The 12483-nt window shown below is 78.0% G+C and carries 11 protein-coding genes; 7 read left to right on the top strand and 4 right to left on the bottom strand.

Annotation, left to right across the window (positions count from 1 at the left end):
* Window positions 1-28 precede the first annotated feature (28 nt).
* The gene (locus RTG05_RS18765) at window positions 29-259 is read left to right on the top strand and encodes a hypothetical protein (protein WP_166526370.1); all 231 of its coding nucleotides are present in this window, start codon (window positions 29-31) and stop codon (window positions 257-259) included.
* A gap of 76 nt (window positions 260-335) precedes the next feature.
* On the opposite strand, the gene RTG05_RS18760 is transcribed toward RTG05_RS18765, so the two are convergent.
* Window positions 336-542, bottom strand: coding sequence for a hypothetical protein (locus RTG05_RS18760; RefSeq protein WP_166526369.1), 207 nt, complete (start codon window positions 540-542; stop codon window positions 336-338).
* An 86-nt stretch (window positions 543-628) separates the two neighbouring features.
* Between RTG05_RS18760 and RTG05_RS18755 the strand changes: the two genes are divergently transcribed.
* Window positions 629-1093, top strand: coding sequence for an Lrp/AsnC family transcriptional regulator (locus tag RTG05_RS18755; protein WP_315912044.1), 465 nt, complete (start codon window positions 629-631; stop codon window positions 1091-1093).
* Complete coding sequence (locus RTG05_RS18750) at window positions 1077-1388, top strand: DUF4229 domain-containing protein (protein WP_166526368.1); 312 nt, start codon at window positions 1077-1079, stop codon at window positions 1386-1388. Before RTG05_RS18755 ends, RTG05_RS18750 begins: the two co-directional genes overlap by 17 nt.
* A gap of 15 nt (window positions 1389-1403) precedes the next feature.
* On the opposite strand, the gene RTG05_RS18745 is transcribed toward RTG05_RS18750, so the two are convergent.
* A complete protein-coding gene (locus RTG05_RS18745) occupies window positions 1404-3869 on the bottom strand; it encodes an aminotransferase class I/II-fold pyridoxal phosphate-dependent enzyme (protein ID WP_166526367.1) in 2466 nt (821 codons plus the stop codon).
* A gap of 156 nt (window positions 3870-4025) precedes the next feature.
* Between RTG05_RS18745 and RTG05_RS18740 the strand changes: the two genes are divergently transcribed.
* Window positions 4026-6116, top strand: coding sequence for an ATP-binding protein (locus tag RTG05_RS18740; protein WP_166526366.1), 2091 nt, complete (start codon window positions 4026-4028; stop codon window positions 6114-6116).
* Window positions 6113-7654, top strand: coding sequence for a response regulator (locus RTG05_RS18735; RefSeq protein ID WP_166526365.1), 1542 nt, complete (start codon window positions 6113-6115; stop codon window positions 7652-7654). Before RTG05_RS18740 ends, RTG05_RS18735 begins: the two co-directional genes overlap by 4 nt.
* 56 nt (window positions 7655-7710) lie before the next feature.
* On the opposite strand, the gene RTG05_RS18730 is transcribed toward RTG05_RS18735, so the two are convergent.
* Both RTG05_RS18730 and menE read right to left on the bottom strand, forming a co-directional pair.
* Window positions 7711-8586 carry a 1,4-dihydroxy-2-naphthoate polyprenyltransferase gene (locus RTG05_RS18730; RefSeq protein ID WP_166526364.1) on the bottom strand — a complete coding sequence of 292 codons (876 nt, stop codon included), beginning with the start codon at window positions 8584-8586 and terminating at the stop codon, window positions 7711-7713.
* Complete coding sequence (gene menE / locus RTG05_RS18725; protein ID WP_166526363.1) at window positions 8586-9704, bottom strand: o-succinylbenzoate--CoA ligase; 1119 nt, start codon at window positions 9702-9704, stop codon at window positions 8586-8588. Before menE ends, RTG05_RS18730 begins: the two co-directional genes overlap by 1 nt.
* Window positions 9705-9790: 86 nt before the next feature.
* Here menE and RTG05_RS18720 point away from each other — a divergent pair, with 86 nt between their 5' ends.
* Window positions 9791-10726 carry an o-succinylbenzoate synthase gene (locus RTG05_RS18720; RefSeq protein ID WP_166526362.1) on the top strand — a complete coding sequence of 312 codons (936 nt, stop codon included), beginning with the start codon at window positions 9791-9793 and terminating at the stop codon, window positions 10724-10726.
* Window positions 10723-12444: a 2-succinyl-5-enolpyruvyl-6-hydroxy-3-cyclohexene-1-carboxylic-acid synthase gene (gene menD, locus RTG05_RS18715; protein ID WP_166526361.1), complete on the top strand. Its 1722-nt coding sequence runs from the start codon at window positions 10723-10725 to the stop codon at window positions 12442-12444. The genes RTG05_RS18720 and menD overlap by 4 nt, the downstream gene beginning before the upstream one ends.
* The last annotated feature ends 39 nt before the right edge of the window (window positions 12445-12483 follow it).

Genomic DNA, 12483 nt, shown 5'->3' with positions numbered 1-12483 from the left:
CGCATGTCGCGCCGGAGGGGGACACCGCGTGGGTAGGCACTCCGCTCCCGAGGGGGCCGCGGTGGACCCGGTGGTCGCCGCCGCCCTCGCCCAGCGGGCACCCGACGCACCCTCCGGGCGGCGCGCCGGGGACGACGGCAGCGGCCTGGGCTGGCCGGGGACGTCGACGACGCACGAGGGCCTGGGCTGGCCCGGCGACACGACCGAGGCCGACCGGGACGCCGGCCGACCGCAGCGCGGACGCTCCGCGGCCGCCTGAAGGAGGACCCCGTCCTCCTCACCGTTCGCGAGCTCACGGTGAGCCTCTGGACGGGGCCGCGGTCCCGTCCAGAGAGCTAGGCGGGGGAGCCGTCGTCGCGCCGGGTGCGGCGCTCGAGCTCGCGCAGGAACTCCGGGTCGTCGTCCGGGGCCACCGGGCGCACCGCTCGCTGCGGCGGGCGGGGGCGGGGTGCGCCGGCGCCCCTGGCGCCGCTCCGCTCGGCTGCGCGCAGCACCAGCACCACGACGGCGACCGCCACGATCAACACCAGCACGAAGGCCACGGCGGCCCACCCCCTCGTCGTTCGAGTCGACTGTCCCCACAGTACGTGCGCGGGGGACAATCGCGGCCTGCCCCAGCGCCGCCGCAGTGGAGGAGGGATCGGCCATCGACGCCGTCGACCGGCAGCTGATCGACCTGCTGCGTGCCAACGGCCGGGCGAGCTACGCCGAGCTCGCCCGGCGGGTGGGCCTCTCGTCGCCGGCGGTGCACGAGCGGGTGGGCAAGCTGGAGGCGGCCGGCGTCATCACCGGCTACCGGGCGCAGGTCGACCCGGCGTCCGTGGGGCTGGGCGTCACCGCCCTGGTGGGCGTCATCGAGAGCGACTCGGTCGACGACCACGGTCTGGTGGAGGCGTTCGCCGCGATGCCCGAGGTCGAGGACTGCTGGCGCGTGGCCGGCAGCGAGGGCTACCTGCTGAAGGTGCGCGTGACCGACATCCCGGCACTGGAGGCGGCCATCAGTGCGTTGAACCGGGTGAGAGGCGTCGCCCGCACGCGGACGACGGTCGTGCTGAGCACCAAGTGGGAGGGCCGCCATGGCGGAGAGGGCTGACGCGACGGTGCCGGGCGCGCCGACGGGAGGGCCGGCGAGCCCGCCGCGGGTGGCGCCGTGGCTGGCGGTCTACACGGTGGGCCGGCTGGGGATCGCCGCGGCGCTGGTCGTGCTGCTGTGGACCCTCGGCCTGGACCTGTGGTCCGGCGCGCTGTTCGGCCTGCTGCTGTCGATGCCGGTGTCCTACCTGCTGCTGCGCCCCTCGCGCGAGCGGCTGACCGAGGCCCTGGCCGCGCGCAGCGTCGCCCGCCGGCAGGCCAAGGAGCAGCGCGAGGCCCGGCTCGCCGGCGACTGACGGCCCACTCCTCCCTCACCCCGGGACCACGCTGCGGGCGATCTGCGCGAGGACGTCGGCGCCGAACGTCTCACCCGCCTGCACGTACCCCCAGCGCCGCTCGCGACGGGCGCCGAAGCGGGACTTCTGCAGGTCCGCGCTCATGCCGTACAGCACCTGCCGCGCCCCGTGCCGCTGTCCGGCCCGCAGCGCCTGCCACAGCAGCTGCTGGTAGCTGCGGTGGCTGGCGACGAACCGGTCGTCGAGCCCGAGGAACACCGTGGCGACGCTGTCCCCGGTGACCAGCAGGGTGCCGAAGGCCACCGGGCCGTCGGGCTCCTCCGGCAGGTGCAGCAGCACCGTCTCCCAGCCCGGTGAGTCCAGGACGGCGTCGACGACCCGGCGCGGCAGCGGGAACACGTTGAGCTCGAGGGCGCGGGCGTGGACGGCGCGGTACATCGCGTAGAGCCGGTCGCGCTGCGCCGGGGCGACCGCGGCCGCCGCGGGGCTGCCCCCGGTGACCACCTCGACCCGGTAGCGCTCCTCCCACGGCAGCACGTGGCGGCGCTGGTGCTGCCGGCGCTTGCGGTCCAGCTGGGCCAGGAACCCGGCGTCGTCGGCGAAGTCCAGGTCGCGCACCCAGGTGTCCCACAGCGGGACCCGGAAGAACCCCTCGCCGAGCAGGAACTCGTGCAGCTCGTCGTCGCCGTCGGGCAGGTCGCGCAGCACCAGGCCGGACGCCCCGGCGGCGTCCTCCTCGGCGCGGGCCGCCTGCAGCACCAGCCGCAGCGCGCCCCGCCAGTCCGCGGTCCGGTCCAGCCACAGGTGGTCGCCCTGGGTGAGCAGCGACCCCAGGCCCAGCACCGGCGAGGTGAGGAAGTGCGGGTCGGCGTCGCGCACCCGGAGGCGCTCCACCTCCGCGGAGACGTGCGCGGGGGAGAGCATGTCCTCCTTCCACAGCGCGGTGGTGCCGAAGGTCGCCGCCACCGGCCGCCCCGACGGGCCGCGCACCAGCCAGTAGTGGAAGTCCCAGGCGTCCTCGGTCTGCCCGGCCGCGCCCGTGCCGCCGGCCTCGAACACGGCCTCCTGGGTCCGCAGGGCCGCGCTGCCGGAGAACGCCGTCGCCCCGAGCAGCCGGTCCCACTCCGCGGTGTCGAGTGCGTCGACGGAGCGGGCCCGCTCCAGCCGCAGCGCCGGCGCCGGGCCCGGCGCGCCCCGCGGCGGGAGTGCCGGCCGGGTGCCCAGCTGCCGGGCGAAGGCCCGGTACAGGTCCTCCACCGTGGCCCCCTCGTCGGCGATCGCCCGGGGCAGGTGCTCGGCGAGTGCGGCCACCAGCCCGGCGACGTCGTCCTCGGTGTGGTGGGCGGTGAGCGTGAGCCGGGCGCCGCTGCGCTTGGCGGGGACGGCGGGGAAGGAGGCGGTGTTGACGTGGAAGCCCGAGCCGCGCAGCAGCTCGGTGAGCCGGTAGGCGACCGCGGTGACGCCCGCGCCGACGCACCGGATGGGGGCCTCCGAGGCCGACACCACCGGCAGGCCGGCGTCGGCGGCCAGCCGGTTGAACAGCCGGATCCGGGAGCGCAGCAGCTCCTGGCGGGCGGCCACCTCGGGGGTGGCGTGCAGCCGGGCCGAGGCCAGCACGGCGCCGAGCATGGGCGGCTGCACCGGGCCGGAGAAGATCAGCGGGCCGCCGACGTGGGAGACCCGCCGGTGGGCCGCCGCGTCCGGGAAGGTGAGCGCGCCCCCGGCCGCGGCGAAGGACTTGTTCAGCGACAGCGCCACCACGGTGCGGGCCAGGGTGCCCGGGGACAGCTGCTCCAGGGCGTACCCGCGCCCGTGCCGGCCGGTCCAGGACGCCGCGTGGGCGTCGTCCACGTACAGCCACAGGTGCGGGTGCCGGGCGGCGAGGTCGTCCAGCCCGGCGGCGGGGAGGAAGTCGGCGTACATCGAGTACAGCCCGTCGGCGGCGTACCAGACCCGCCGGTGCGTCCGCCGGTACTGCGCCAGCCGCCGGTCCAGGGTGCGCAGGTCGTTGTGCGGCAGCAGCTCCACCCGCGCGCCACCGGCCTGCACCAGCTTGGCCGCCGTCTGCACCGAGTTGTGCACCTGGTGGTCCAGCAGCAGCACGTCCCGGTCCCCGATCAGCGCCGGCATCGCCGCGAGGTGACCCAGGGTGGTGGACGGCGTGAGGATCGTCGGCCGGCCGAACAGGCCGGCCAGCGCGGCCTCGGCCTCCCGGTACAGCGGTGCGGAGGCGTAGACGCGGGAGGAGGAGAACTGCGTCCCGTAGCGGTCCACCGCGTCCCGGACGGCGGCCTTGAGCGCGGGGTGGGTCTCCAGCCCGAGGTAGGAGCAGGACCCGAAGTTGACCAGCCGGCGCCCGTCGATGGTCACGTGCCGCCCGTCGAGCTCGGCGTCCTCCACGTGGTTGTGCAGCATCCCGCGGCGGACGCCGTCGGAGACCACCTCGTCCACCGCGTCCAGCAGCTGCTCCGTCGTCGCCATGGGGGCCTCCGTGTCCTCCGGCCCCGTGCAACCGGCAGCGCGGGGACGCCGGTGTCATCGGCAGGCCGGGGCCGGCACGACGTCCCGGTCGGCGGCGTCTCACCCGGGAGGGGCAGGTCGCTGCAGCAGCGCGGTTGCCCCGCCGATGCGGCGGTCATGGAGAAGCTCCTGTCCCCGCAGCTGCGCCCGGTGGTGCACCAGCTGCTGTCCCGCTCCTACGACTCGGTTGGCCAGGCGGCGGCGGACGTCGCCCGGCTCGTCCGCACCTCGCTGCACGCCGACGTGGTGCTCGTCCAGGGCATCCGCGGCAGCCAGGTCGAGCTGCTGGGCGTGGACGACGCGCTCGGGCTGGGCCTGCAGGTCGGGATGCGGGTGCCGGCCGCGGAGACCTTCTGCGACCGCGTGCTGCGCGGGGAGGCCCCGTCGGTGTGGGCCGACCTCGTCGAGGGGCCGTTCGCCGACCTGCCGGTCCGTGAGTGGCTCGGCGTGCGCGGGTACGCCACGACACCGCTGTGGGACACCGCCGGGTGGCCGACCGGGACGGTGTGCGTCTACACCCGGGAGCCCCGCGAGTTCACCGACGACCAGCTCGCCGTGCTCGAGTTCGCCGGCGCCCTCATGTCCCGCGAGCAGGAGCTGGCCCGCGGCCGGGCCCGGGAGGCGGCCCGCTCCGCCGAGGTCGTGGCCTCGGAGACCCGGTACCGCTCGCTGATCGACGACCTCGGCGACCTGGTCGTGGAGACCGACGCGGCCGGTCACTTCACCTACGTCAACCGGGCCTTCACCGAGCTGACCGGCGTCCGCCTCGAGGACATGGCCGGCTGGGGGCTGCTGGACCGGGTGCACCCCGACGACCGGCCGATCGCCGAGGCGCAGGTCGCCGCGGGGCTCGGCGGCGCGGACACCGCGGGCCCGGAGACGGCGTGCGAGGTGCGCTTCCTGGTGCCCGACGGCAGCACGCGGTGGATGTCGGTCCGGGGTCGCCCGGTGTTCGACGACGCCGGCGACCTCGTCGGGCTCCGCGGCATCCTGCACGACGTGACCGTCCGGGTGGAGGCCGAGCAGCAGGTGCGGGCCGCCCTCGCCCAGGCCGAGGCCGCGCTGGCCGACGCCGAGACGGCCCGGGACGAGGCGCAGCGGCTCTCCCGCGCCAAGTCCGAGTTCCTCTCGCGGATGTCGCACGAGCTGCGCACCCCGCTCAACGCCATCCTCGGGTTCGGGCAGCTGCTCGAGCTCGGCGACCTCACCGGTGAGGACGCGGAGAACCTCGGCCAGATCATGCGGGCCGGCACGCACCTGCTGGACCTGATCAACGAGGTGCTCGACGTGGTCCGCATCGAGTCCGGCCGGCTGAGCCTGTCGCTGGAGCCGGTGGCCGTGCGCGAGGTGGTCGCGGAGAGCCTGGACCTGGTCCGGACCGCCGCGGCGCCGCGGGGGATCTCGCTGCGCACCCCGACCCGGCTCGACGGGGCGGTGGTCGTCGCCGACCGGCAGCGGCTCAAGCAGGTGCTGGTCAACCTGCTGTCCAACGCGGTGAAGTACAACCGCGACGGCGGGGACGTCACGGTCGCGTGGGGGCCGTCCCCGGACGACCCGCAGCGGCTGCGGCTGGCGGTCACCGACACCGGGCAGGGCATCCCCGCCGACCGGCTGGACGACGCGTTCGTGCCGTTCGACCGGCTGGGTGCGGAGAACAGCGGGATCGAGGGCACCGGGGTCGGGCTGTCGCTGACCAAGACGCTGGTGGAGGCCCAGTCGGGCGTCATCGGCGTGCTGAGCGAGCCGGGCCGCGGGTCGACCTTCTGGGTGGACCTGCCCGCCGCCGAGCCGCTGGTCGTGCCGGCGGCCCCGGTGGTCGACGCCGTGCTCACCCACACCGTGCTCTACGTGGAGGACAACCCGTCCAACACCACGCTGGTCCGCAAGGTCCTCGCCCGCCGGCCGCACGTGCACCTGGAGGTCGTGGCCGACGGCGCGGAGGCGCTGCCCGCCGCCGCGGCGGTGCGGCCCGACCTGGTGCTGCTCGACCTGCACCTGCCCGGCGTGCCCGGGGAGGAGGTCCTCGCCCGGCTCCGCGGCAGCGAGGACACCCGGCTGGCCGGGGTGCCGGTGGTGGTGGTGACCGCCGACCTCAGCCCGGGCATCGAGCGCCGGATGCTGGAGGCCGGCGCCACCCGCTTCCTGTCCAAGCCCATCGACGTGCGCCAGCTGCTGGCCGTCGTCGACGAGCACCTGGCGGGGTCGTGACCGGCCCGGTGGGGAGCGGCCCCGTCGGCGGCCGCGCGGCCGCGGCGGCCGACCCGGCCGGTGCGCCCACGGTCGAGCGGGCGCTGAGTCAGGCCGTCCGGACCCCGCTGCACTCGCTGCTGGGCTTCCTGGAGCTGTTGGGCATGAGCCCCCTGCAGCCCGACCAGCGCCGCCTGCACGACCAGCTCGTCGACAGCGCCGAGGACCTGCTGACCGGCAGCGACCGCGTGCTCTGGCTGGTGCGGCTGCTCGGCGGGCAGCACCGGCCGCGCCCGGCACGGGTGCACCTGGCGGTCTTCGTCGCCGAGCTGGCCGCGGAGAGCGCCCGGCCGGTGTCCGTGGTCGTGGCACCCGACGCCCCCGCCCACCTCGAGACCGACCTCGCCGCGCTGCACCGGTTGGTGACCGAGCTGGTCACCAACGCCGTCGTGCACGGCCGGGCCCCCGTCGTCCTGTCCGTCACCCCGGACGGGCCGCGGACCGACCGGGTCAGGATCACCGTCAGCGACGCCGGGGTCGGCCTGCCGGCGCCGGTCCGGCAGGCGCTGGCCGGCCCGGGAGCCGCCGCGGCCCCCGCCGGGCTGGGGCTGCTGCTCGTGCAGCAGCTCACCGCGCTGCTGGACGGCACCCTGCGGGTGCTGCCCAGCGCGGCCGGCGCGCACGTCGAGGTGAACCTGCCGGTGTCGGCCGCCGGCACGGCGCCGGTCACCGAGCCCGTGGCGGCACCCGAGGTCGCCGCCGGTGGCGCGGTGCGCCCGCTGCACGTGCTGCTCGTCGAGGACAACGCCACCAACCGGCTGCTCACCGAGCGCCAGCTGGCCCGGCTGGGCCACCGGCTCACCGCGGTGGCCACCGGGGAGGCCGGCGTCCAGGCGGCGCTGCAGGACGACGTCGACGTGGTGCTGATGGACCGCCACCTGCCCGACGTCGACGGCTGCGAGGCCACCCGGCGGATCAGCGCCGCGCTGTCGCCGCACCGGCGCTACCTGCCGGTGATCGCGGTGACCGCCGACGCCACGGCCGACGCTCGGGAGGCGTGCGCGGCCGCGGGCATGGACGAGGTGCTGACCAAGCCGGTGGACCTGGGGTCGCTGTCGGCCGCGCTGGCCCGGGCGGCCGCCGCGATCGACCGCGGCGACCGGGTGCTGCCCCGGGAGGGCGCCGGCTCGCCGGTGCCCGCGGCGCTGCGGGCGGTCGTCGGGCGGGTCGACGGCGACGCCCGGGCCGCGGCCGAGCTGGTCGGCACCTACCTGGGCGAACTGCCCGGACGGCGGCTGCGCATCCAGGCCTCGCTGCGCCGGCGGGAGCCGCGGGCGGTGCAGGCCGCCGCGGAGTCGCTGCGCACCTCCAGCGAGAGCATGGGGGCCACCGCGGTGGCCGGCACCTGCGCCGCCCTGGCCGCCGCCGCGGCGACCGGGGACCTGGTCGCCGCCGGCGCCTTCGTGCCCGGCCTGCTGCTGCAGTGCGAGCGGTACGCCGCCGAGCTGCGGTCCTACACCGAGCCGGAGCTGGTCGCCGCCGCCCTCGCCGACGCCTGACGGCCCCCTCCCGGGCACCGCCCCGAGCTCGCGAGGGGTGGGGAGGAGGGGGTCCTTCACCAGCCGCTGAGGGCCAGCCCGGCACCGAGCAGCACGCCGGTGGCCAGGGTGAGCAGCCCGGTGCCCTGCAGCGCCGCGACCAGTGCCGGCCCGCGGCCACCGGTGAGCACGGTGCGCACCGGCGGCACCGCCAGCGGGACGGCGAGCAGCGCCAGCAGCGCCCACGGCCGGGCCAGGCCGATCGCGGCGACCACCGCGAAGGCCGCGGCCGGCAGGCCCGCGAAGGCGACCCGGGTGCCGCGGTCGCCGAGCAGCACGGCCAGCGTCCGCTTGCCGACCGCGGCGTCGCCCTCGATGTCGCGCAGGTTGTTGACCACCAGCAGCGCCACCGACAGCAGGCCGACCGGGACCGACGCCGCCACCGCCAGCCCGTCGACCGAGCCGGTCTGCACGAACGCCGTCCCCACCACGGCGACCAGGCCGAAGAAGACGAAGACGAACACCTCGCCCAGCGCCCGGTAGCCGTAGGGCAGCGGGCCGCCGGTGTAGGTCCAGGCGGCCGCGATGCAGGCCGCGCCGACCGCGACCAGCCACCAGCTGGACAGCGCGGCCAGCGCCAGCCCGGCGAGCGCGGCGACGGCGAAGGCGGCCAGCGCCGCGCCGAGCACCTGCCGCGGGGTCGCGGCGCCCGAGCCGACCAGCCGCATCGGCCCCACCCGGGTCGCGTCGGTGCCGCGCACCCCGTCGGAGTGGTCGTTGGCGTAGTTGACCGCCACCTGCAGGGCCAGCGCGACCACCAGGGCCAGCGCGGCGGGCAGCGGCCGGAAGCCGTCGAGGGCCGCGGCGGCCCCGCTGCCCACGAGCACCGGGGCGAGCGCGGCGGGCAGCGTGCGGGGCCGGGCGCCGGCCAGCCACTGGGCCGGGGTGGCCATCAACGGGCCACCGCGGCGGCGACGGCGCGCCGGTCGGGCTTGCCGGTGTGCAGGGTGGGGACGGCGGCGATGCGGTGCAGCTCCCGCGGTGCGGCCGGCGCGCCCAGCCGCCCGGCCACCCACGGCCGCAGCTCGGCGAGGGCCGGTTCCGCGCCCGGTGCCGCGACGACCGCGGCGACCACCCGCTGGCCCCACTCGTCGTCCGGCCGGCCGAAGACGACGGCGTCGGCGACGTCGGGGTGCTCGCGCAGCACTCCCTCCACGGCCTGCGGGGCGACGTTGACCCCGCCGGTGACCACGACGTCGTCCAGCCGCCCGTGCACGGTCAGCCGCCCGTCCTCCAGCGAGCCGGCGTCGCGGGTGCGGAACCAGCCGTCGGCGAAGGCGGCGGCCGTGCCCCCGGGGTCCAGCCGGTAGCCCAGCGCCAGGGTCGGCCCGGCCAGCTCGACCCCCTCGGTGACGCGCACGCCGACCCCGTCGAGGGGCACGCCGTCGTAGACGCACCCGCCGGCGGTCTCGGTCATCCCGTAGGTGGTCACGACAGCGACGTCCTCGCCGCGGGCGCGGGCCAGCAGGCCCGGGTCGGTGGCCGCGCCGCCGACGAGGACGGCGTCGAAGGCCCGCAGCGCCGCGGGCTCGGCGTCGAGGTGGCGGCGCAGCTGGGTGGGCACCAGCGCGGTGTACCGCCGGCCGGCGGGCATCCGGGCGACCGCGGCGGCCAGCGGCTCGCCCGGCGCCAGGACGGTCGGGTCGGTGCCGGCGAGCAGTGACCGGCAGAGCACCTGCAGGCCGGCGACCGCCGACACCGGCAGGGCCAGCAGCCAGGCGCCGGGACCGCCGAGGCGGCGCAGCGTGGCCTCGCCGGACGCCCGCACCGCGCCGGCCGCCAGCAGCACCCCGCGGCCGCCGCCGGTCGAGCCGGAGGTGACGACGACGAGGTCCGCGCCGTCCTCCAGCGGCTCGCCGGGCCGCAGCGCGGCGAGGGCGGCGTCGACGGCGGCCGGCGGGCCGGCGGGCAGCACCGCGAGGGGTGCGCTGCCGTCCAGGGCGGCGCGCAGGTGCGGCAGCAGCGCGCGCGGGTCGGCCGGCGCCGGCACGGGGGTGAGGTGCCGGGGCATGGGATCCGAGGATAAGGACCCTCCTGCCCCCACCACTCGCACGCTCGCGGCGGGGCCCTGCAGGAGGGCCGCATACGCTTGGCGGCGTGATCGACACCGGCGGGGCGCGGGTCTGGTCGGTGCCGATGCGGACCCGGTTCCGCGGCATCGACGTGCGCGACGGCGTGCTGGTGCGGGGCCCGGCCGGCTGGGGGGAGTTCTCCCCGTTCTGGGACTACGACGTCGCGGAGAGCCGCCGCTGGTGGGCCGCCGCGGTGGAGGCCGCCTGCACGGGGTGGCCGGCGCCGCTGCGCGCCAGCGTGCCGGTGAACGTGACCGTCCCGGCCGTGGACGCCGGGCGGGCGCACGCGATCGTGACCGCCTCCGGCTGTCGGACGGCGAAGGTCAAGGTCGCCGAGCCCGGCCAGACCCCCGCCGACGACCTCGCCCGCGTCGAGGCGGTGCGCGACGCGCTCGGGCCGGCCGGCGCGATCCGGGTCGACGCGAACGCGGCCTGGGACGTCGACACCGCGGTCGCGCGGATCCGCGAGCTGGACCGGGTGGGCCTGGAGTACGCCGAGCAGCCCTGCGCGTCCCTGGCCGAGCTGGCCGCGCTGCGCCGGCGGGTCGACGTCCGCATCGCCGCCGACGAGGTGGTCCGGCGCGCGGCCGACCCGCTGCGGGTGGACCTGCGCGAGGCCTGCGACGTCGTCGTCCTCAAGGTGCAGCCGCTCGGTGGGGTCCGCGCGGCCCTGGAGGTGGCGCAGGCGCACGGCCTGCCGTGCGTGGTGTCCTCGGCGCTGGAGAGCTCGGTCGGCATCGCCGCCGGGGTGGCGCTGGCCGCGGCGCTGCCCGAGCTGCCGTTCGCCTGCGGACTGGCCACCGTCGCGCTCCTGGCCGGCGACGTCACGAGCGACCCGCTGCTCCCGGTGGACGGCGCCCTGCCGGTGCGCGCCGTGGTGCCCGACCGGCTGGCCGACGTCGCGGCCGGGCCGGACGTCGCGGCGCGCTGGCGGGCCCGACTGGCCGCGGTGTCCCGGTGAACCCCTCCACCGCGCTGGCCCGGGTGCTCGTCGACGAGCTGCTCCGCGGCGGGGTCACCGACGCCGTCGTCGCCCCCGGCTCCCGGTCCGCGCCGGTCGCGCTGGCGCTGGCCGCCGCCGAGCGGGCCGGCCGGCTGACCCTGCACGTGCGCATCGACGAGCGGACGGCGGCCTTCCTCGCCCTCGGCCTGGCCAAGGCGTCCGGGCGGCCGGTGCCGGTGCTCACCACCTCCGGGACGGCGACCGCGCACCTGCACGCCGCCGTGCTGGAGGCCGACGCCGCCGGCGTGCCGCTGCTCGCGCTGACCGCCGACCGGCCCCCGGAGCTGCGGGACACCGGCGCCAACCAGACGATCGCCCAGCCGGGCCTCTACGGCGGCGCGGTGCGGGCCGCGGTCGACGTCGGCGTGCCCGAGGCCGGCCGCGAGGAGGCGCAGAACCGCTACTGGCGCTCCCTGGTGGCCAAGGTCCTGCTGGTCGCCCGCGGCGCGCTCTCCGGCGACCCGGGCCCGGTGCACCTCAACCTGCCGCTGCGCGAGCCGCTGCTGCCCGACGACGCGGACGTCCCCCCGGACGGGCCCTGGGCCGGGCGGCCGGACGGCGCGCCGTGGACCGGCGCCGCGGTCACCGCCGCGGCGCGGCCGGCCGACGGCGGACCCGCGCGCACCCTGGTCGTGGTCGGGGACGGCCCGCCGGGACTGGGGCGGGCGGCGGGCGAGCTGGCGCGGGCGCAGGGCTGGCCGGTCGTCGCCGAGCCCTCCAGCGGGGCGTGGGGCGGGTCGGTGCGGGGCGGCGCGCTGCTGCTGGGGGTGCCGGACTGGCTGGCCGCGCACCGGCCCGACCGGGTGCTGGTGGTCGGGCGGCCGACGCTGTCCCGGCCGGTCTCCGCGCTGCTCGCCGACCCCGCCGTCCGGGTGGAGACGGTCTCGGCGAGCCCGCGCTGGCCCGACGCCGGCCGCTCGACGACCCGGGTGGGCACGCTGCCGGCGCCCGGCGCCCCGGCCGACCCCTCCTGGCGGGCCGCGTGGTGCGCCGCCGCCGACCGGGTCGGGACGGCGGTCGACGGCCTCCTCGACGCCGAGCCCGCGCTGACCGCGGGCCGGCTCGCCCGCGACCTGGTCGCCGGCCTGCCCGACGGCGCGCTCCTCGTCCTCGGCTCGTCGACCCCGGTGCGCGACGTCGACCGGCTCGCGCTCCCGCGGGCGGGGCTCACGGTGCTGGCCAACCGCGGGGTCGCCGGCATCGACGGCACGGTCTCCACCGCGGTCGGCGCGGCCCGCGCGCACCAGCGGGCGGACCGCCGACATCGCGATGATGGCGGTGGATCCGGCGGAGGGCGGGCGTTCGCGCTGCTCGGTGACCTGACGTTCCTGCACGACCTGCAGGGGCTGCTGCTGGGGGAGGGCGAGCCGCGGCCGGACCTCACCCTGGTCGTGGCGGACAACGACGGCGGCGGCATCTTCGCCCAGCTCGAGCCCGGCGACCCCCGGTACGAGGCCGGCTACCGGCGGGTCTTCGGCACGCCGCACGGCCAGGACCTGGTCGCCGTGGCCGAGGCCCTGGGCTGGCCGGCGCAGCGGGTGTCCTCGCCGGCCGGGCTCCGGGACGCCGTCGCCGCCGGCGGGCCGCAGGTGGTCGTCGTCGGCACCGACCAGCGCGCCGAGGCCGGGCTCGCCGTCCGGCTGCGGGCCGCCGCCGCCGACGCGCTGGCCGGCTGAGGGCCCGGACCGGTCGGTCCCGGCACCGCGGCCCGGCCA

Source organism: Geodermatophilus sp. DSM 44513, assembly GCF_032460525.1.
Lineage (GTDB): Bacteria > Actinomycetota > Actinomycetes > Mycobacteriales > Geodermatophilaceae > Geodermatophilus.
Note: the sequence above shows the minus strand (reverse complement) of the source record. Positions and strands in the feature narration are given on the sequence as shown.